The organism is Mucilaginibacter pocheonensis, from assembly GCF_031456535.1.
Classification (GTDB): Bacteria; Bacteroidota; Bacteroidia; order Sphingobacteriales; family Sphingobacteriaceae; genus Mucilaginibacter; species Mucilaginibacter pocheonensis.
Genome location: NZ_JAVDUU010000002.1, coordinates 1,338,164 through 1,357,365 on the forward strand (window position 1 = coordinate 1,338,164; position 19,202 = coordinate 1,357,365).

Here is a 19,202-nt window from a genome sequence, read left to right on the forward strand (position 1 = left end):
GCTATCAACAATAAATCAAAATCTGAAATCACCATGAGTAATTCCATATCGTTTTTTCTGAACGGTCAGCAGGTTGTAGTAGAGAATCCTGCTGTTGATACCTTATTAATAGATTATCTGCGTTCGCCAGACGTGCACCTGGCCGGACCTAAAAAACCTTGCGGACAGGGTGGCTGCGGTGGATGCACCGTGATACTGTCGCACTGGGATAGCGACCATAACAAAGCTGAGCACCGGGCCATCAATTCCTGTTTACGACCGCTTATTGCAGTTGATGGCATGGTGGTAACCACGGTAGAAGGCACCGGCGGTGCTCGTCGGCCAAATCCTGAGTTTCTTACACAAACCCCTGTCGCGAGCCGTTTCGCGCCGCCTGCAGATTCACCGCTGCCAGAGGCCATTTTAGAAGCCCATGAGAAAGCGCAGGCTAAAAGGGCTGATGTAGCACATGCAATAGCCAAAGTGGAAAAGGCAGCTTTATCGCCTGATTTGTTGCTGAAGACCCAGACATCGCCGCATCCGTCAGAACAAAGTAATTTGGGTATGAACCCTGTAGCACATCGCCTGGCTATGAATAATGGTACCCAATGTGGCTATTGTACGGTTGGGTTTGTGATGAATATGTCTGAGTTCATATTAAATAATCCCCAGGCCACACAAGAAGAGATCGAGGCAATATTTGATGGTAATATTTGCCGCTGTACAGGCTATCGGTCTATACTCACCGGCATGAAAACCTTTGCTTCTGACTGGACCGTGCAGGATGAGGAAGACCGAATGAAATGCCTGGGTGACGAGTCTGTACAGCAGCAATTACCGGCGCCTTTTATTGTGATCCCTTTTCCGCCCGAGGCAGAGCAACCCGTACCGGCAGCTTCTATCCAAACTAAAGAAAAACAATGGATCAGTCCGCTCACGCTTGTTGAGCTGGCAAATGACCTTAATAACTTTAAAGAGCGCAGGATACATATTGTTCATGCCAACACGGCTTACGGTATTTATAAACAGGAGTTTTTAGACGCGGATATTGTGATAGATATTAGTCATATACCAGAATTAAACACACCAACAGAAGTAACTGCCGAATATATTAAAGTGAGTGCAGGTACAACCTACAGCGATTTTATAAGTATCGTGGAACAGGCATTGCAAACCTTTGAACACAATATTCCTGAAGGCCGCGACCCGGAAACTACACCCTGGGGGGCGGCACTTTTTATGGCACAGCGAACAGCGGGCCGTATAGTACGAAACGCTGCCACTATTGGTGGTAATGCTATGCTTGTTTTTAAGCATATAGCCGCTGGCACAGGTGAGCCGTTCCCATCGGATATGCTTACAATATTGAGCGCGTGCCGTGCCGAGGTACTGTTTATTGATCCGTTTAGTACATACGGATTAATAATTGAAAGTGCCTCAATAGAAGATATATGTGGCAGGTTTGAGAAAAACCCGGACTTGGCTAAAAGTTTTATCCTGGTGGGCTTTAATTTGAGGTTTGGCGATCCAAACACGGTGGCTTTGGCACAAAAGGTAGCATTGCGCGATGTTAACGCACATAGTATTGTTAATGCAGGCTGTTCTATCAGGTTTGATGCAGGCTTGAAAGTAATCGAATCTACGTTAATGTTCGGTGGTTTGGCGCCATATCCGTGGATGGCAGTCGGCACCAGCATGTTGATGGAAGGCAAAGAGCTTACGCTTGACCTGATACCTGACCTGATAGATTCGTTGAACAAAGAAACATCAGCGGTACTGTCGCAATATGAATCGCGCATGAGCGGTTTGCCAAGCGAAGGTTTCACACGCGCTTACAAACAACAGTTGGCCGCTTCATTCCTTTATAAAGCGATTGTAAATGCACTGCTGCAAAAAGACGTGCCGGTGCCACTGCACATTCGTTCAAGCGGAGATATTACGTGGGGTAGGTGGGGTGTAAGTACGGGTTATCAATATTATGAACCACAGGAGTTTAGGGCCCCCGTTGCACAGCCGTATATAAAATTCACGGCAATGGAACAGGCTTCGGGCCAATTGCACTATACTCATGAGCTTGCGGTTCCGCCCAATACGGTTAACGCGGCGTTGGTGCAGAGCCGGCGTGCGTTGGCTAATTATCACTTCATCGTACCCGGTACCGAAGGTACTGCCAGCACGGCTGATCTGCGTAACCACCTTTCGCAAAAATTTACCGGGTTTATTGATCTTGTTACTTGTGAAGCTTTTAAAAACGGCGCCACAAATATGCAGGGTATGGGAGCCGATCAACCTGTGTTTGCAATTGAGCAGGTTAACTACGTAGGACAGTCCATCGCTCTGGTTGGAGCCGATAATGAAATAGAAGCAGCAACCATTGCAGATTATGTAGCGGATCAATGTGTAGCGTACACTGCTGTTCAAATCGATCCGGATCCCAACAACTGGAAAAATAAGCCCGTTTTAAGTATTGATGATGCTATAACGCATGACAATATTTTTCCTGACTGGCCTACTACAGCCAGCTTTATATCTCATATCTGGGATATTACGCGGCCCGGCAGCCAACTGGAATGGGTAACCCAGAAGGATGCGCTGGATAAAGCCATCGTAAGCAGAACCGGACTGGTAGACGGAAACAGTTGTCAAATTACCGAAAGTACGCAGCTAACGGGGGGGCAGGCGCATTTTTATATGGAAACGCAAGCAGCCATAGCCCAACCGGTTGATGGCGGTAAAATTGTGATAAAGTCGTCGACCCAAAGCCCAATGACCATTCATGGAACCATAGCATCGGCATTGGGAGCGCAATATAATAGCATAGACATACAGGTACCGCCTGTAGGAGGAGGGTTTGGCGGCAAAACCGAACAAACACGTTTTGTAGCCGCGGCGACGGCTGTTGCAGCCAAAGCATTGAAAAAGACGGTGCGATTGGCGCTTACCCGCGAACAGGACACCGCTATGGTAGGTAAAAGGCATGCTTATTATTCACAATACCAGGTAGCTATTGACGATGGGAAGACCACCCCAACAAACAAAGGCATCATTAGAGGGCTATCCAACAAAATGTGGGGCGATGGTGGGGCATTTTATGATTGTTCCTTTATTGTTTCCAATTGTATTATCACCCGTGCTGATAATGCTTACCGTATAGCCAATTTCCAGGCACAGATTGATGTTTGCCGAACCAATACAGCTCCTTCAACCGCTTTCAGAGCTTTTGGTGATGTGCAGGGCAAAGTGATGATGGAAAACGCTATTGACGATGCGGCTTTTTCTATTAACATGTCTGCCGAGCAGGTAAGGAAAATAAATTTATATGATCGTGGCGATGTTACACCGTTCGGCCAGGCACTTTCTTATTGTTATATGAAGGATGTTTGGGAATACCTGAAAACGGTATGTAAATACGATATAAAAGTAGCAGCTGTTGAAAAATACAACAGGGAGAATAAATGGCGTAAGCAAGGGCTTGCCATTATTCCGGTTAAATATGGGTCGGGTTATAACCTTACCATGCTGGAGCAGGCGGGTGCTTATGTTTCCGTGTATCAGGGAGATGGAAGTATTATCATTCACCAGGGCGGGGTAGAGATGGGACAGGGGCTGCTGACGCAGGTTCGTCAGGTGGCGGCTTATATACTGAATGTGCCTATGAGCCTGATTGAGATCGAAAGCCCTAAAACGAGTATTATTACCAATCCAACAAGTACAGGGGCGTCAACAGGCACTACTTATAGTGCTGAAGCGGTGAAAAGGATATGTGAGCAACTGCGTAGCCGGTTAACCGAGTTTGGCTACGAAATGTTGAAACAATATGGCGATGAGTGGTGCGAAGAGCGGGGAATCGCTTTTTGGAATTATGGTGTACAGGGTTGGCAGGCCAAGCCGACTAAAGGAGGCTTTCACCCTATTATATGGCAAAACCTGGTAGCAATGGCTTACCAGAACCGGGTTAGTTTAACCAGTACGCTAAATATCCCTATTCATGGCGGCGAAGTGCCATTCCCGAATATTACCTACAAAACATACAAACAGCAACCCATTATACCGGGTTACGAAAGTAGCCCAAAGGGTGTACCGGGGGAATTTGATTCCTTCAGCGGGTTTACATATTCTGCTGCCTGCGCTGTAGTAGATGTCGACATTTTAACAGGTGAAACCAAGATATTAAGCGCTGATATTGTTTACGATGCTGGCTGGAGCATGAACCAGGCTATCGATATTGGACAAGTAGAAGGCGCTTTTGTACAAGGGATTGGTTATGTGCTCTCCGAAAAACTGGTATTTGAACCGGAAGGCCCTAATGAGGGAAGATTGAATACCCTGAATACCTGGACTTACAAACCACCTGCAACTACGTCCATCCCGCTTGAAATGAACGTACATCTTTTTCCAAGAGGTTCGGTGAAGGTGCCGGAAAGTCCTACAGATATTATGTCGGCCAAAGAGATTGGTGAACCACCATTGGTTTTAGCGTCTTCCGTTTTTTTTGCAGTAAAGGCTGCTATCAGGGCCTCCAGGATCGAACGTGGTTTAAGCGGCCTTTTCAAATTTGATTCGCCTGCTACCGTGCAGGAAGTTAGCCGGGCCTGTGAGATAGATAACCAATATACTTAAGCGGTTAATTATCTCCAGCGGCTTGATGGGCACATATGCTTGAAGGTAAGAGTGAAAGGCAATTGTGAAAAAAGTTTCACAGGATCTTTCTCGGGGAGAATGACTTATTGGATAAAAAATGCTTTTTCAGCCTATGGTTGGTGATAACACCGATCATAGGCTGAATTACGTTTTAAACGAGGCATGCCATATTTGCGTCTGAATTTTGCATCGTTTGTTTCTATGTATCGGAAAAAATAACTAATTACGCAGAAGCATCTGACTTTATTGCCTACACTCTTTTTCAAAGATGTCCGAGGAATAAAGAGCGGAAGCAGCCCAAGACAAAATACATCAATAGTTAAACCCAAACCATATTGGTCATGAAGTTTGCGAAAGTCGTTATTTATGATCTGGATAATACAATTTATCCTGTTAATGCGATCTCGAAGGAGGTCGCGTCACCTGTTTTCGATACAATCATTGATGTAGGGAAAGAATATTTCACCAATAGGAGACTCAGGGAAATTATGATTGATTGTTATAAAATACCTACCCGTGAGATATACAAAAAATATAAATTTCCGGCGGAAATGGTGAGTGCTGTTGAAATGGCTTTCGACAAGATAAGGATTGACTATCCGTTAAATGCATATTCGGACTATCCGGCAATAAAAAGAATATCCGATCAGCGCTTTTTAGTCACTTCCGGACCTTTTAAATTTCAGAACCTAAAAATCGACAATCTTTGTATTCGTCAGGATTTTAATGAAATTTTTATCCATGACGATGATGAAGAAAGCTGTATAGGAAAGATGAAGATATTCTCACATATTTTATTGTATTATGGCTTAGATAACGAACAAGTTGTAGTTGTTGGCGATAGCGTTGGCTCAGAAATAACCGCCGGAAACAATCTTGGTCTCACAACAGTACAAATCCTTCGTCAAGGGGTTAAAAAATCTGATGGAGCTAAGTATTATGTAGATAATTTTTATGATTTGGCGCAATTATTAGAAAACTAAAATGCAGGATGGTTATACTCGTGCATGAAAGTTTAGAGCTATCAATAACTGCGAACAGACCAATATTATTCAGCCTACTCGTCTGATAATGACGTTTCCGACTTTCTCTTGCGATTTTTTATGATCACGTAAATTGAGAACAGGAATGTAATGATGTAAATGACAGCTAATGCCGGTTTCTCAAATTTTAAATTTTCAAAGTCAAATTGCTTATATAGGGTGACACCCAAAATTATCGCAATAACACTGAAAGTAAACGTTGGTGCTTTTCTCTTTTCCATATTTTTATTGTTTTATGATATCGACTATAGATCCTAAAAGCATAGCCGTCAGGGAAAAAGTTGTCATCCCCAAAATGTAGGCAAAAAGCGCCTTGAAATAAGAAGAGAATCGTTTAGGAGCAAAAAACTGGCCGACGGCCCATGTGTAATAAACTATACCCGCCATACCGGCAAACGCCATCAGATCGAGTTTGGTCAAACCTTCTAATATGGCAAAGAACGCGAAAATAAGCATGCCTATTCCCATAACGAAGCACAGTAGGATCAATATTTCAAATATGTTATAATCAAACCGTTTGAATAGAAGTTTCAGCCAGGTGGCAATAAACAGACCCAGGATAATATTGGCGTATCCATAGTGCGATGTTATCCACAAAAAAATTGCGCTTGTTGCGGAGTGCTTGTCCACCTGATAACTTATATATTCCGTTTCTAAGCGGAAAAAATGACTTACAGTGGAATACAACAGTGAAGTGATAATAATGAATATCACCGGTTTAACTAAACGGCTCCTGTTATCTGAAATGAACGCTTTCACATTTTGGCCCGGCCTGCTTAACAGCTCTTTGATCGTATACAAGATTCCTTTTTCAAAATGCAGGATATGTTGTAGCTCATGCAAAATATAATGACCATTGACCCTTGGTAATTGCGCAGGTTGCCCGCAGAAGTTGCAAAATTTACCCGTTAAAGGACTCTGGCATGTTCCGCAGGGGGCTGACGTATCCGTTACAGCATATTTCATGTAACCGAAGGTCTGCATTAATTTATTTTGTGCTCCTACACTTGAGTGTAGATTTGTATTTTAGCAATAATGGATAATAAAGATTTTTCGGGCCTGCTCACCAAAAACAAGATCAAATCAACTTCTGGTGAGGATCGTTCTCAACAAGACAATTATCTGGACGTGATCAGAGCCTTTTCGCGACTGACCTATGAAAGTATATATGTCATTGATTATGAAAAAATGGGATTTGAATATGTTTCTGAAAACCCTTTGTTTTTATGTGGTTATACGCCTGAAGAAGTATTGTTGATGGGATACGCGTTCTATTTCAAAAATGTACCCGTGCCCGACCTGGAATTCCTCACCATCGTCAATAATGCCGGATTTGATTTTTACGACACATTGCCGCCGTGCGACCGGATGTTGTACAGCATCACTTACGATTTTCATTTAATCAGTAAAGATGGCAGGCAACTCCTCATCAATCATAAACTAACGCCGCTATTTCTCAACGCGCAACAAAAAGTATGGAAAGCCATGTGTATTGTATCACTGTCTCATCAGAAAACTGCTGGTAACGTTCATATTTATAAACAGGGCAGTGCGGACAGATGGGAGCTGGATATAACAACAAGTATTTGGCGCAAATCATTAAAAGTGCAGATCAACGAAAGGGAACTGGAAATACTGCGTTTGCATGCCCGTGGATTTTCTATAAATGAGATTGCAGAAAAATTATTTGTTGTTCCCGATACGATTAAATATTACCGGCGACGCATATTTGAACGATTGCAGGTAAGCAATATGGCGGAAGCGCTGTTTTATGCAATTGACAGCAAAATGATTTGATATAGCGACCGAACTGGTTAAACGCCAGATTGAAAATATCTTTGCCTTTTATGCTTGAGTCCGTTTTGAGTCACAGAATTTTAATGGCATATATAAAAAAAAGAAACAACTCCTCAACCTTATTTCTGCATAGTTAACTGTAACGCCGGTCCATAAAGGGCCATCTCCAGGCTTTTGTCCATGTCATAAATGTCTTTATAGGTTACACATTCACCTTCATTCACTTCACAGGTCAGGTAGGTGATCTTTAACGGAATAGCTTTTTTCAGGTAGATATTCCGGTTCACATAAGCGGCCATTCCCTGGTGAAGGGCAGTGATTTGATCAGTTGAACCGTCATTTTTAAGCAGTAGTGTTCCCAGTTTTTCTGCCTGTTCCACTCGGATACAGCCATGGCTCAGGTCACGGTCGTCTCGGGAAAACAGTTTTTGTTCCGGCGTATCGTGCAGGTAAATGTCATAGACATTCGGAAAACGGAAAACCACCTGTCCGAGCGCGTTATCACACCCCGCTGACTGCCGGGCGAAGTACAGCTCCGGATGCTGGCGGACCAGGTTAAGTGAAGCACGGCCAGGCGTTATATATTTGCCTTTGCTATCATAAATGGAATAATGATTTTGCTCCAGGTAGCTGCTGTCAGCGAGGGCTTTGGGCAAAAGTTCCTTGCGGAAGATTTTCGCGGGAACCTTCCATTCCGGCGCTGTGGTAAAGTAGCGCAGCGCGCTCAGCAGCGTCGGTGTCGGTGTGCCGGGTTTACCCACAATCACTTTGAATCGGTAGGTCGAATCCCTCAGGTAAAGCTTCAACGTATAGGACGGGATATTGATGTGGATATAAACGCTGTCGTCCAGGTTGGCCCAGCGTAGCCTTTCCAAATTAATGGCGATCTTCCTTACTTCAGCCTGCGGCACTTCGTAACAATCGTCCTGGTAGATCCCTTCCAGCAGGTGCATGTGGCGCTGCATATCAGTATATTCCCTGGCTTTCGGCTGCACGGCTTCGATCACTTCCATGATCTTTTTCGCTTGTAAACCAGCAGCCAGTACCTGCGTGGCCTGGAAACTGATTGTGGTAGTCGTATCGATGCGACCGGCCGGATAACCCGGGTTGAGCTTGCCGAAGTGCAGGTGGTTTATCAGTGCGAGCATCGCATCCGTCAGCATAATATCATACCTTGCCTCCAGCGCTAAGCTAACCTTGCCCGGGGTATCCAGGATGTTGTGCAGCTGGCCATAGGTCAATTCCTGCGGATGATAGTCTGCATGGGAAAGGCCAAACTGCAAAACGCAGTCGATCATCAGCATTGCCTGCCAAGCCGGGCCTACACCGTTTTGCGGCTTGATCCAGGCTGGGTCGAAATCTGCGGTCGCATAGAACTTCGAAACTGATTTCGGAAAATAAAGCTGGTCCTGGAGTCCCTCATCTGCCATCTGGCGACGGATCTCGTCACGGAGGGCACTGTTAATCGCCCGGAGTGTTTCGGTATGCCGGGACGCGCTGCCGGCAAAGCAGGCGGAGAGTTGCAAATTGAGCAGCAGCACTGCTGATAATAAAAGTTTATAGGATGAAATTGCTGTTTTCATAACCGTTGATTTACAGGCTAAAGTTCAGCTAAATCCACTGCTTTAATAATGATGCTCCTGCCCGCAAAAAAGTGATCTTCGGCACAAAAAACCCATAAAAAAGAAAAGCGCACGTAAAAATCACGGCGCCTTTCAGGGTATTAATTAGAGGTCGGTCAATAATCAATTGGGAAATAGCCGGTCGTTATGCCGGGAATCCAGCACCAGCCGGAAGATCTTTTGTTTGACGGTGCGGAAACTTCGGTTCAGCTCGCTCATATAATACTCCAGCTTTACCTGTACGGCTGCCAGCGCGTCGACGTCTTCCGGTATAACGTCTTCTGCCATCAGTTCCAGTTGCGTGATCTGGCGTAAAAGCAGGTCGTCAACCGATAACTGTTTTATCTCCTGCAAATCCTTCCTGGCTTCTACCAGTTTTTGCAGATGTGCCTCATCCTGTAAACGGCTGATACACCTGTCCAGTAATTGATGCAGGAAACTGCTTTCCAGCCTGAAAAATTCAAGGTCGGACGACCATCTTTTGGCTATAACATAATATTGTAATGATCGGGAGGAAATAGGTAACAGGCTTTCCATGGTGTTTGTTTTAAGCTGTGTTTTGATTGTACTAAAGTCGGCCATATGGTGAACCCTGCAAATGATACAGATTAGTTTTAAATATGATCCGCGTCATTTTTTGTTTTCCGGGATGCTCATACACTGATCGCAGGGCTGACCAAAGCTATTGTACACAAGGTATCCGCGATCAAGGCGATTAAATATACGCTCCCGACCCTCCAGGTGATCGGCATGTGCAACCCGGTAAGCGCCTGTGCGCGTTGTTTCAAATTTTTTCCGGATAGCCGCCGGCGGCCGACGTCACTCTGCCCTATCCGGTGTCTGATAGCGGCAATCATTAAGCCCAGTCATCGAAAAATAGCTACTTGGCAAAAAAAATGACCATGATCACATTTTCCGGAGTAAAGTATTACATTTTCTATTGATGTAAAATATAGATATTTGTGAGAATAATCACTAACCGGATAAAACAGTATATGGAAAGCGCTGCCCTTCTTAAAGCCATAATTGACAATGCCATCGATGGTATCATTACCATCAATGGACGGGGGATCGTGGAATCTATCAATCCGGCATCCTGCAAACTTTTTCTGTATACACCGGAGGAGGTAATAGGGAACAATATCTCTATGCTGATGCCTCCCCCTTATAAAGAACAGCATGATGAATATATCGCGAGATATCAGCGTACACGGGAGCCCCATATTATCGGCATTGGGAGGGAAGTAACTGGTTTGAGGAAAGACGGCACGACTTTTCCATTTCGTCTCGCTGTCAGCGAGGTTCCCTATGCCGAACGTAAAATATTCGCCGGTTTTATCCATGACCTTTCCAGGGAGAAAGAAGCTGAGGAACAGCTAAAGGAATACGCAACGCACCTGGAAGAGCTGGTGGAAAACCGAACCTATGCGCTGAAGGAAACGGTGACGGCCTTACAGCAAGCTAAGGAAGAGGTAAGTTTTTCCCTGGTCAAGGAAAAGGAACTTGGACAGTTGAAGAGCCGTTTCGTTTCCATGGCCTCGCATGAGTTCCGGACACCATTAAGCGCTGTTCAGCTTTCTGCTTCACTCATTGAAAAATATGCTCTGCCCTATGATAACGAGAATATCCGGAAACATGTGGCGAAGATAAAAGGCTCGGTAGGCATACTGACAGGAATACTCAATGATTTTCTTTCGCTGGAAAAACTGGAAGCCGGCAAAGTGGAAGTATCCTGTACGCCGTTTGACCTGGTTAAATTTTCAGAAGAGATCACCGAGGAATTACAGTTGGTGGCCAAGCAGAACCAGAGCATTATCTATCAGCATACCGGAACAGCAAGCCTGGTCAGTCTTGACCCGAACCTGCTGCGCCATTGTGTGACCAACCTGATCGGCAATGCCATTAAATATTCCGGAGAAAACACCTTTATTGAGTTTAATACCGAAATTGGTCAGGAGCGCTGTGTCATCACGATCCGGGATAACGGCATCGGCATCCCCGAAGCCGATCAGAAACATCTTTTCGAAGCATTTTTCCGCGCCCACAATACCGGGAACATTCCGGGAACCGGGCTTGGCCTGAACATCGTGGCCCGTTATGCCAGCCTGATGGACGGCAGTGTTGATTTTAAAAGTAACGTAAACCAGGGCACCTTATTCACCATTACATTTCCAATAGCATGAAAAAGAAAGTATTGATCATTGAAGATAATAATGACATCCGCGAAAACGTGGTAGAAATCCTGGAACTGGCCGGCTATGAAGCCCGTGAAGCAAAGAACGGGAAGGCTGGCGTCGAACTCGCTTTGAGCTATTTGCCGGATATCATCCTATGCGATATTATGATGCCTGAACTGGATGGTTACGGTGTACTCTACATGCTGAATAAAAACCCCGATACCGCAGCTGTTCCCTTTATTTTTCTAACCGCCAAAGCGGAGCGGGTAGACCTTCGAAAAGGTATGGAAATGGGTGCAGACGATTACCTCACCAAGCCGTTCGATGACATGGAGCTGTTAAATGCCATAGAAACACGGCTTAAAAAAAAGGAACAGCAAAAAGATTTTTATAGCAAGTCGCTCGACCGTTTAAATACGCTGATCGGGAAGAATGAGGGACTGAACGAACTGAAAAAGATCATCCAGGAAAGAAGGAGCCGCGTATTTAAAAAGAACCAGGTGATCTATTACGATGGCGACAAGGGCACCGGGCTTTACCTGGTCATCAGCGGGAAGATCAAAACGATTCGGTTAGCCGAGGACGGACGGGAGCTTATGACTGGGATCGTCGGAAGTGAAGAATACCTGGGGGTCAACGCGCTGCTTTCCAATGAGGCTTATACTGACACGGCCACAGCGCTGGAGGACAGCGTGGTGGTCCAGATCCCAAAAGATCAGCTGGAGCAGCTCCTGAACCTATACCCGGAGGTAGCCCGCGAGTTCATTAAACTGCTGGCCAATGATATCCGTGATAAAGAGGACCAGCTCATGCAACTCGCTTACCATTCGGTACGGAAAAGAATGGCAGAAGCCATGATCCGTCTGCACCGCCAGGGTGGCGCTTCCCCTGAAGGTTTTAAGATCACCCGTGAGGACCTGGCCGCCATGGCCGGGATGGCGACAGAAACCGTGAGCCGCACCTTATCTGATTTTAAGGATGAAGGCCTCATCGAAAAGAAGGGGAGCCTGATCACCCTGCTGGCACTTGAGAAGCTGGAGAAGATGAAAAACTGATAACCATCATTAATTCAGCTGACGACGCTCATTCTGCGGCCCCTACCGTAAAGATAGCTTTGTAAATCAAAACTATTTCGAATGAAAGCGGTAGCTTATAGTATCAAACCTTTTGAAAAGGAATACCTGGCCAAGGCCAACCAGAAAAAGCATGACATCACGCTAATCTCAAACCCGCTGGGGGCGGATACAACAATTTATGCCCAGGGAAAAGACGCCGTAATCGTTTTTACCAATGATGATGTCTCCGCACCCGTAATTGAGCAATTAGCGGCGTTAGGTATCAAATTTATAGTCACCCGTTCCGCGGGGACTGATCACATTGATCTGCCAACGGCGGCAGCTTTCGGGATAAAGATTGCTAATGTTCCTTCTTATTCACCCCAAGCCATCGCTGAACATGCCGTCGGCATGGCCTTCGCCCTGAACAGACAAATGATGAAAGCCGATCAGCATAGTCACGGATTCGATTTCAGGAACGATGAGCTGGTTGGCTTCAATTTTTCAGGAAAGACGGTCGGTGTGATCGGGCTTGGTAATACAGGGCAGGCAGTAGCGGCGATCTATCATGGGATGGGTTGTCATGTGATTGGTTATGATTTGAAAACACCCCCCAACCTGCGATATGTTAAACCGGTTTCGCTCGAACAGCTCCTGCAAACAGCCGACATTATATCCTTACATATTCCTTTGACTGCGGAAACCCGACACTTTATCAATCCGGAAACACTGGACATGATGAAACCCGGGGTGATGTTGATTAATACTTCCCGAGGACTGCTGGTCGATACATCCGGCGTGCTGGATGCACTGGAAAACAGGAAGATTGGCTACCTGGGACTCGACGTTTACGAATTTGAAAAAGGTTTATTTTTTGAAGACCACCAGCAGGACCCGGTCAAGGATGCGCTCCTGGTCAAACTGATGAGCCATCCCAATGTGCTGATCACCCCGCACCAGGCTTACTTAACCCGCGAGGCCTTGCAGGAAATTGCCGATCAAACCATCAAAAACCTCGACCTCTGGCAGGCTGGAAAATGCGTAGGCAAAGCCTGCGCCTGCGCTAAAAATTGTCAAAAAAATCCTGAAACCGAAAAATCTGTACATTCCTGAGTTATGGAAAATTACCTGAAAAACCTAAGCGACAAATACAACGTTCCGGTTCCCCGATACACCAGTTATCCGACCACGCCCTATTGGGACAACCAGACCTTCAGCGAAAAAGCATGGAAGGATACCGTCAAATTATCTTTTGATGAAAGCAACCGCGGCTCTGGCATCAGCTTATACATCCATCTGCCTTTCTGCGAAAATTTATGTACCTACTGCGGCTGCAATACCCGGATCACCAAGAACCACAAAGTAGAGGAGCCCTACATTGCGGCGGTGTTAAAGGAATGGGCATTGTACCACGATGTGTTGCAGGATGCACCCGTTATTCGGGAAATCCATCTCGGCGGCGGGACACCCACGTTTTTCAGCGCCCAAAACCTCCATAAACTGATCGACGGTATACTCGATGGCGCACACATCCACGAAAAGGCAGAATTCAGCTTTGAGGCGCACCCGGCAAATACCACGGTTGATCATTTACAGACCTTATATGACCTGGGATTCAGACGGCTGAGCCTGGGCATCCAGGATTTTGACCCCAAAGTTCAATTTATCATCAACCGGCAACAGACTTTTGAACAGGTGCTTGCCGTTACCCTGGAGGCACGGCGGATCGGCTACTCGTCAGTCAATTATGACCTGATCTACGGGTTGCCGCAACAGCATCTGGATGGGCTGATCAATACCATGAATATCGTTGGCAGTCTCAAACCGGACCGGATCGCCTTTTACAGCTACGCACATGTGCCATGGATCAAACCCGGGCAACGCCGCTTTACAGAAGCCGACCTACCTACCCCCGAATTGAAGGGCAAGCTGCATAATGCAGGTCGGAGCCTGCTGACCAGCTTTGGTTATCAGGAAATCGGCATGGACCATTTCGCGCTGCCGGGCGACGAACTGCTCGAAGCGGCCCTAACTGGAGAGCTACACCGTAATTTTATGGGCTACACCCAGCAGCATACGCAGCTACTGATAGGCCTCGGCGTTTCTTCGATCAGTGATTCCTGGTACGGATTTGCTCAAAATGTCAAAACCGTAGAAGAATATCTTGCCATTACAGCGGCAGGTGAATTTCCGTTAATGAAAGGGCACCTGCTTTCGGAAGAGGACCTGGTCCTGCGCCGGCACATTCTCAACATCATGTGTAAGGGTGCAACCAGTTGGAAAGGACAGGAAGGCCAAACTGCGCTGATTGAAGGGCTGCCAAGACTGGAAGAAATGGAAAACGACGGTTTGGTACAACTTCATCCGGATGGCCTGAAGGTTACCCCGCAAGGCAAAAGGTTTCTGCGGAATATCTGTTTTTGCCTGGATGCGCGTTTATGGGCTGCACAGCCAAAAGCCCAACTTTTCAGTATGGCCATTTAAACGGTCATACTCTCAGGCCCACAAATGGCCTTTCGGTACCTCGCTGATCTCCCGCAACATGCGGATAAATAAAGGCGAATCGTTCAGGCTTTCCACCAGCAGTAAATCACTTCCCCCAGCCTGGATAAATTCTTCGCGGCATTCCGCAGCGATCTCCTGGATGGTTTCAAGGCAGTCGGCGACAAAAGCCGGACAAACAACCAGCACCCTTTTTTTGCCGGAGGCAGCCAAGTCCCGGATTACGGAGGAAGTATAAGGCCTGATCCATTTCTGTTTGCCCAACCGTGACTGGAAGCAAACCGTATAATCGGTTGCCTTCAGGCTGATCTCCTGCGCAATAAGCCGCGCCGTTTCATGGCATTGGGCGGTATAACAATGCTGATTTTGTGGGGTAAGCCGGTCACAGCAACCCTCCTGACCACAGTGGTGGCCATTGTGGTATGAACTCTGCAACTGCCGCACGGGCAGCCCATGAAAACTGAACAGGATATGGTCAAAATCCGAGAGATCATAACGGCTGATGTTTGCCGCAAACGCCTGGATGAACATCGGGTGGCCATAAAACGCCCCGGCCAGGGTTAGCTGCGGAATAACAACCCACCGGCTTAGCAGGCGCATCACCTCTGCCATTACCGAGCCTGTTGTGGCGGAGGCATATTGTGGAAAAAGGGGAATAACATGGATGCTATCTACGCCGGCCGCCAGTAATTTGTTTAAGGCAGCTTCAATGGATGGCGTTTGATAGCGCATACCGAGTTCAACCACATAATCTTCGCCGAGCTCTGCCTGAAGGAGTTGCTGCTGGAGGCGGCTGTAATACTTCAGCGGTGAGCCGGTTTGGGAGTTCCAGATCTGCCCGTATAACTTTGCGGATCTGGGGCCGCGGAAAGGAACGATAATCCCTCTGACGAGGAGCAAGCGCAAAAAAGGGTGAATATCAATCACCCTTTCATCCATCAGGAACTCCGCCAGATATTTGCGGACATCGGCAACCGCCGGGCTGTCCGGGGTTCCCAAGTTGACTAACAAGATACCTTTTCGCATATATCAGGGTTTGGCGATCTCCAGGACGACACGTCCGTCGATCAGCCCTTTTTTCATATTGTCGAAAACAGTATTAATATCCTCCAGTTTAGCGGCATGTACCGTAGCTTTTACCTTGCCCTCTACTGCAAAGGCTACTGCCTCCTGCATATCTTTACGGGTACCCACAATAGAACCTCTTACGGTGTAACGGTTCAACACGGTATCAAATATGGACAGGTCGAAATTACCTTTCGGCAAACCGTTCAAAGCAAGCGTGCCTTTACGGCGCAGTGCAGAAATTCCCTGTTGAAAGGCGATGGGGGAAACCGCGGTCACCAATACCCCATGCATGCCCCCGGTTGCTTTTTGGAGGAAGGCACCGGGATCTTCCTGAGCGGCGTTAACCACCAGCTCTGCACCGAGACTTTTTGCCAGCTCCAGTTTGTCGTCAGCTACATCTATTGCGGCAACATGCATACCCATGGCTTTGGCATACTGTACTGCCAGATGGCCCAAACCTCCGGCACCAGAAATGGCTACCCATTCGCCGGGCTTCACTTCTGTTTCCTTCAGCCCTTTGTAAACCGTTACGCCTGCGCAGATGATTGGCGCCATCTCCGTAAAATTGATGCCCTTCGGAAAATGTGCCACGTATCTTGGGTCGGCAAGCACGTATTCCGCAAAACCGCCGTCAACGCTGTACCCGCCGTTTTGCTGTGTTCCGCAAAGCGTTTCCCAGCCGGTAATACAAAATTCACAGCAACCGCAGGCGCTGTGCAGCCAAGGTACCCCTACAATATCGCCTTCCTTTACGTCTTTTACATCCGCGCCCAGGGCAACCACATATCCAATGGCCTCGTGGCCAGGGATAAGCGGCAGTTTAGGCTTTACCGGCCAGTCACCGTTACAGGCATGCAGGTCGGTATGGCATACCCCGCAGGCAATCACTTTCACCAGGATCTGGTTGGCATGGGGCATTTTTACGGCCACTTCTTCTATCTGCAGCGGTGCGCCGAACTGGTGAATCACAGCAGCTTTCATTTTTTGAGGGATCATGTGCATCGGAATTAAAAAGCGTAAGCATTAAAGGATAAAAATGGTTATCATCAACAGATGAATAATGATGCTTGAAGCAAAAAGCCAAAGCAGGGTTTTGATCCCCGCGCCCCCCATGCCCGCGATGATATTGGCGAAGAAAAGCGTCAGGGTAACAACCAGCACCAATACAGGTGCATCGAAATAATAGATCAGTGCTGCAGGAACAGGCAGTAAAAATACCCCTTGGAATACCAGGGAAACAAGGAACCATAGGGTCTTACGGTCGGCCTGGCCTTCCATCAATAAATTCCATTTAGCTAAAAGTGTTTTTTGTTGGGCCTGAGTTACCGTACCGGCTACCCATTGGTTGTTTGCAGTTATCGTTGTCATAATTAATATCTTTTGATGACCCAAATATCCTGCAGCACGGTAATTTATGCCATGACCCTTGTCGTTCGGAAAGATGATACTGGTCACTTTTTCAGCAGGCGAAAATGGAGGCGGCGGTAATAACGTTTTGCGCGGATCCGAAAGACATCATAAGTCAGGGTAAACGACAAAAGGCCAAGTGGAAAAAGAAAAGCGCGGTAACTACAATAACGGAACAAGTAAGCTCCGGCAAGCGCGCCCGACAAAAAACAAGCAATGATGGTTACGCGGAGCTTGAGTTTGGCTGTTAAATAAGCTTTCTCTTGTTGCCCCGGCCTGATCCATTGCGCCAGCTCAATGCCCAGATCTGTAAAGGTCCCGGTCAGGTGGGTTGTCCGGACCTCGGCACCCGAAACCAGTGAAACCATCGCGTTTTGAATGCCCATGACGAAGAGCAGGCTGCCCGCAAAAAGCTCGCGAGCCAGCAAAGACTGGTCGAACCGGTAACCTAAAAGGGCAACCAGCAGCAGGACCAGGCTTTCAACCAGCAATGGGATAACATAGGAAAACCTTTGGTTACGGCCGATGGTGTTAATGATCAGGCTGGAAGAAAACGCACCCGCTAAAAAAAGAGACATCCATAACGCGATGACCCGGGCGGTTTCCCAGTCCTTCATAACCAGTCTTTCGGCAAATAAAGCCACATGCCCGGTGACATTGGTGGTCAGCACCGCGAAGGCAAGGAAGCCTGCAGCGTTGACAAAACCAGCAACCAGGCTCAGCATTGCCGCTATTTTAACGTTATGACCATAGGTGCGCCGAATGCCTAAATGCCTTAGCATAATTTTTTTACTAATTTGAATTAATGACAGACCGCAATGCCTGTGCTTTGTTTCGGTGGGCTTAGGTAAGGAACATCAAGGGCCATGCCACGCAAAAGAAACCAAAAACCCAGGCAAACCATTAGGTAAGGCATCGCCCTGTTGATCCTTCGCCGAAAAACCGGACCTATATAACCCGAGCCTACCGTGGCAAGCAGCATCAAAGGAAAAGTGCCCATACCAAACCAAAACATATATTGGGCAGAAGCAGAAGGCGAAGCTGCGTTGACAGCCCCAACCAATGCAAGGTAAACAAACCCACAGGGCAGAAATCCGTTGAGCAATCCGATGGCAAAATGGCCGGCCTGGTGGTTAAGGGCATAGCTGATCAGCTGATTAACCGGCTTTAAAAGCGCCGGCATCATCCTGCTCTGGCTCAATTTTACCTTGAACATCCTGGAAAAGCCCGCCGAAATAACAAGGATCCCGCTGATGACGCTGACGCTTTGCTGCCAGCCAGCTAGCCAGATCTGTTTGCCCAGCATACCGATGAGCAAGCCTAAAAAGGTGTAGGAACATACTCTGCCGCAGTTATATATAAGTTTATCAGAGATCACCCGCCACCACTGACGGTGGAAGGACGGAACAGCGAATGCCAGCGGACCGCACATACCAATGCAGTGGATGCTGCCAAATAAACCAATATAAAAAGCGATGTGGTTGGCGTCCATTAGAGATCAACCTCCTTTTCATACAAATAATTCTTGTTGCCGCTTTCCCACTCCAGTACAATACGCCAGCGGCCCTTCGCCAGGGAACCCACCGGCAGTATCGCCGATTTCTCCGCTTGCGTATGGATCGCAAAGGTTTTATCCAGTGCCTCACTTGACGGGCGGACAAATCTGGCGGTACCACTCGCTTGTTCGGTGAAGAGGATATTCACCACTCCGCCCGAAACCCAGATCAGCGGCTGCGCCTTGTCGGCCGCCACTTGCTTTTCTTTTGCATAGTCCTTATCAAAATTAAGCCCCTTTTCGTAATAGTGGTGGTCATAATCGTCTGCAGGCAGGAGGAACATTTTTACGCACATGAAGATGATGAAAAGCATAAACAGTCCCATTCCAATAATTATTCCTTTTCCCCAATTCAT

At 47.0% G+C, this 19,202-nt stretch carries 16 protein-coding genes; 7 read left to right on the forward strand and 9 right to left on the reverse strand.

Features of this window, described 5'->3' with window-relative positions:
- The first annotated feature begins 33 nt into the window (after nt 1–33).
- A complete protein-coding gene (locus tag J2W55_RS12745) occupies nt 34–4,599 on the forward strand; it encodes a molybdopterin cofactor-binding domain-containing protein (RefSeq protein WP_310096250.1) in 4,566 nt (1,521 codons plus the stop codon).
- A gap of 362 nt (nt 4,600–4,961) precedes the next feature.
- Nucleotides 4,962–5,603: an HAD hydrolase-like protein gene (locus tag J2W55_RS12750; protein WP_310096252.1), complete on the forward strand. Its 642-nt coding sequence runs from the start codon at nt 4,962–4,964 to the stop codon at nt 5,601–5,603.
- A 285-nt stretch (nt 5,604–5,888) separates the two neighbouring features.
- Here J2W55_RS12750 and J2W55_RS12755 read toward each other — a convergent pair whose 3' ends face one another.
- Complete coding sequence (locus tag J2W55_RS12755; protein ID WP_310096254.1) at nt 5,889–6,629, reverse strand: DUF3667 domain-containing protein; 741 nt, start codon at nt 6,627–6,629, stop codon at nt 5,889–5,891.
- A gap of 69 nt (nt 6,630–6,698) precedes the next feature.
- On the opposite strand from J2W55_RS12755, the gene J2W55_RS12760 reads away from it, so the two are divergent.
- Nucleotides 6,699–7,460, forward strand: coding sequence for a response regulator transcription factor (locus J2W55_RS12760; protein WP_310096256.1), 762 nt, complete (start codon nt 6,699–6,701; stop codon nt 7,458–7,460).
- Between the two features lie 119 nt (nt 7,461–7,579).
- On the opposite strand, the gene J2W55_RS12765 is transcribed toward J2W55_RS12760, so the two are convergent.
- Together J2W55_RS12765 and J2W55_RS12770 are read right to left on the reverse strand one after the other, a co-directional pair.
- Nucleotides 7,580–9,043 (reverse strand): L,D-transpeptidase family protein, encoded by a 1,464-nt coding sequence (locus J2W55_RS12765; RefSeq protein ID WP_310096258.1) that lies wholly within the window; start codon nt 9,041–9,043, stop codon nt 7,580–7,582.
- A gap of 162 nt (nt 9,044–9,205) precedes the next feature.
- Nucleotides 9,206–9,619, reverse strand: a complete 414-nt coding sequence (locus J2W55_RS12770) for a hypothetical protein (protein WP_310096260.1) — start codon at nt 9,617–9,619, stop codon at nt 9,206–9,208.
- Between the two features lie 458 nt (nt 9,620–10,077).
- Between J2W55_RS12770 and J2W55_RS12775 the strand changes: the two genes are divergently transcribed.
- From J2W55_RS12775 to hemN, 4 genes are all read left to right on the forward strand, one after another.
- Complete coding sequence (locus tag J2W55_RS12775) at nt 10,078–11,265, forward strand: PAS domain-containing sensor histidine kinase (RefSeq protein ID WP_310096483.1); 1,188 nt, start codon at nt 10,078–10,080, stop codon at nt 11,263–11,265.
- Complete coding sequence (locus J2W55_RS12780; protein WP_310096262.1) at nt 11,262–12,314, forward strand: response regulator; 1,053 nt, start codon at nt 11,262–11,264, stop codon at nt 12,312–12,314. The genes J2W55_RS12775 and J2W55_RS12780 overlap by 4 nt, the downstream gene beginning before the upstream one ends.
- Nucleotides 12,315–12,395: 81 nt before the next feature.
- Entirely contained in the window at nt 12,396–13,427 is a 1,032-nt protein-coding gene (locus tag J2W55_RS12785) for a 2-hydroxyacid dehydrogenase (RefSeq protein ID WP_310096264.1), read from the forward strand.
- Between the two features lie 3 nt (nt 13,428–13,430).
- Complete coding sequence (gene hemN / locus J2W55_RS12790) at nt 13,431–14,798, forward strand: oxygen-independent coproporphyrinogen III oxidase (protein ID WP_310096266.1); 1,368 nt, start codon at nt 13,431–13,433, stop codon at nt 14,796–14,798.
- Between the two features lie 12 nt (nt 14,799–14,810).
- Here hemN and hemH read toward each other — a convergent pair whose 3' ends face one another.
- From hemH to J2W55_RS12820, 6 genes are all read right to left on the reverse strand, one after another.
- Nucleotides 14,811–15,842 (reverse strand): ferrochelatase, encoded by a 1,032-nt coding sequence (gene hemH, locus J2W55_RS12795; protein WP_310096268.1) that lies wholly within the window; start codon nt 15,840–15,842, stop codon nt 14,811–14,813.
- A gap of 3 nt (nt 15,843–15,845) precedes the next feature.
- Nucleotides 15,846–16,880, reverse strand: a complete 1,035-nt coding sequence (gene adhP / locus J2W55_RS12800; protein ID WP_310096270.1) for an alcohol dehydrogenase AdhP — start codon at nt 16,878–16,880, stop codon at nt 15,846–15,848.
- A gap of 27 nt (nt 16,881–16,907) precedes the next feature.
- The gene (locus J2W55_RS12805; RefSeq protein ID WP_310096272.1) at nt 16,908–17,252 is read right to left on the reverse strand and encodes a hypothetical protein; all 345 of its coding nucleotides are present in this window, start codon (nt 17,250–17,252) and stop codon (nt 16,908–16,910) included.
- 83 nt (nt 17,253–17,335) lie between these two features.
- Nucleotides 17,336–18,016, reverse strand: coding sequence for a YoaK family protein (locus J2W55_RS12810; protein WP_310096275.1), 681 nt, complete (start codon nt 18,014–18,016; stop codon nt 17,336–17,338).
- A gap of 77 nt (nt 18,017–18,093) precedes the next feature.
- Nucleotides 18,094–18,783, reverse strand: coding sequence for a sulfite exporter TauE/SafE family protein (locus J2W55_RS12815; RefSeq protein WP_310096277.1), 690 nt, complete (start codon nt 18,781–18,783; stop codon nt 18,094–18,096).
- The gene (locus tag J2W55_RS12820) at nt 18,783–19,202 is read right to left on the reverse strand and encodes a FixH family protein (RefSeq protein ID WP_310096278.1); all 420 of its coding nucleotides are present in this window, start codon (nt 19,200–19,202) and stop codon (nt 18,783–18,785) included. Before J2W55_RS12820 ends, J2W55_RS12815 begins: the two co-directional genes overlap by 1 nt.

Bases quoted from the DNA above. Each gene is read 5' to 3' on its own strand.
- J2W55_RS12745 (WP_310096250.1), top strand. From the start codon at position 34: ATGAGTAATTCCATATCGTTTTTTCTGAACGGTCAGCAGGTTGTAGTA.
- J2W55_RS12750 (WP_310096252.1), top strand. From the start codon at position 4,962: ATGAAGTTTGCGAAAGTCGTTATTTATGATCTGGATAATACAATTTAT.
- J2W55_RS12755 (WP_310096254.1), bottom strand. From the start codon at position 6,629: ATGAAATATGCTGTAACGGATACGTCAGCCCCCTGCGGAACATGCCAG.
- J2W55_RS12760 (WP_310096256.1), top strand. From the start codon at position 6,699: ATGGATAATAAAGATTTTTCGGGCCTGCTCACCAAAAACAAGATCAAA.
- J2W55_RS12765 (WP_310096258.1), bottom strand. From the start codon at position 9,043: ATGAAAACAGCAATTTCATCCTATAAACTTTTATTATCAGCAGTGCTG.
- J2W55_RS12770 (WP_310096260.1), bottom strand. From the start codon at position 9,619: ATGGAAAGCCTGTTACCTATTTCCTCCCGATCATTACAATATTATGTT.
- J2W55_RS12775 (WP_310096483.1), top strand. From the start codon at position 10,078: ATGGAAAGCGCTGCCCTTCTTAAAGCCATAATTGACAATGCCATCGAT.
- J2W55_RS12780 (WP_310096262.1), top strand. From the start codon at position 11,262: ATGAAAAAGAAAGTATTGATCATTGAAGATAATAATGACATCCGCGAA.
- J2W55_RS12785 (WP_310096264.1), top strand. From the start codon at position 12,396: ATGAAAGCGGTAGCTTATAGTATCAAACCTTTTGAAAAGGAATACCTG.
- hemN (WP_310096266.1), top strand. From the start codon at position 13,431: ATGGAAAATTACCTGAAAAACCTAAGCGACAAATACAACGTTCCGGTT.
- hemH (WP_310096268.1), bottom strand. From the start codon at position 15,842: ATGCGAAAAGGTATCTTGTTAGTCAACTTGGGAACCCCGGACAGCCCG.
- adhP (WP_310096270.1), bottom strand. From the start codon at position 16,880: ATGATCCCTCAAAAAATGAAAGCTGCTGTGATTCACCAGTTCGGCGCA.
- J2W55_RS12805 (WP_310096272.1), bottom strand. From the start codon at position 17,252: ATGACAACGATAACTGCAAACAACCAATGGGTAGCCGGTACGGTAACT.
- J2W55_RS12810 (WP_310096275.1), bottom strand. From the start codon at position 18,016: ATGCTGAGCCTGGTTGCTGGTTTTGTCAACGCTGCAGGCTTCCTTGCC.
- J2W55_RS12815 (WP_310096277.1), bottom strand. From the start codon at position 18,783: ATGGACGCCAACCACATCGCTTTTTATATTGGTTTATTTGGCAGCATC.
- J2W55_RS12820 (WP_310096278.1), bottom strand. From the start codon at position 19,202: ATGAATTGGGGAAAAGGAATAATTATTGGAATGGGACTGTTTATGCTT.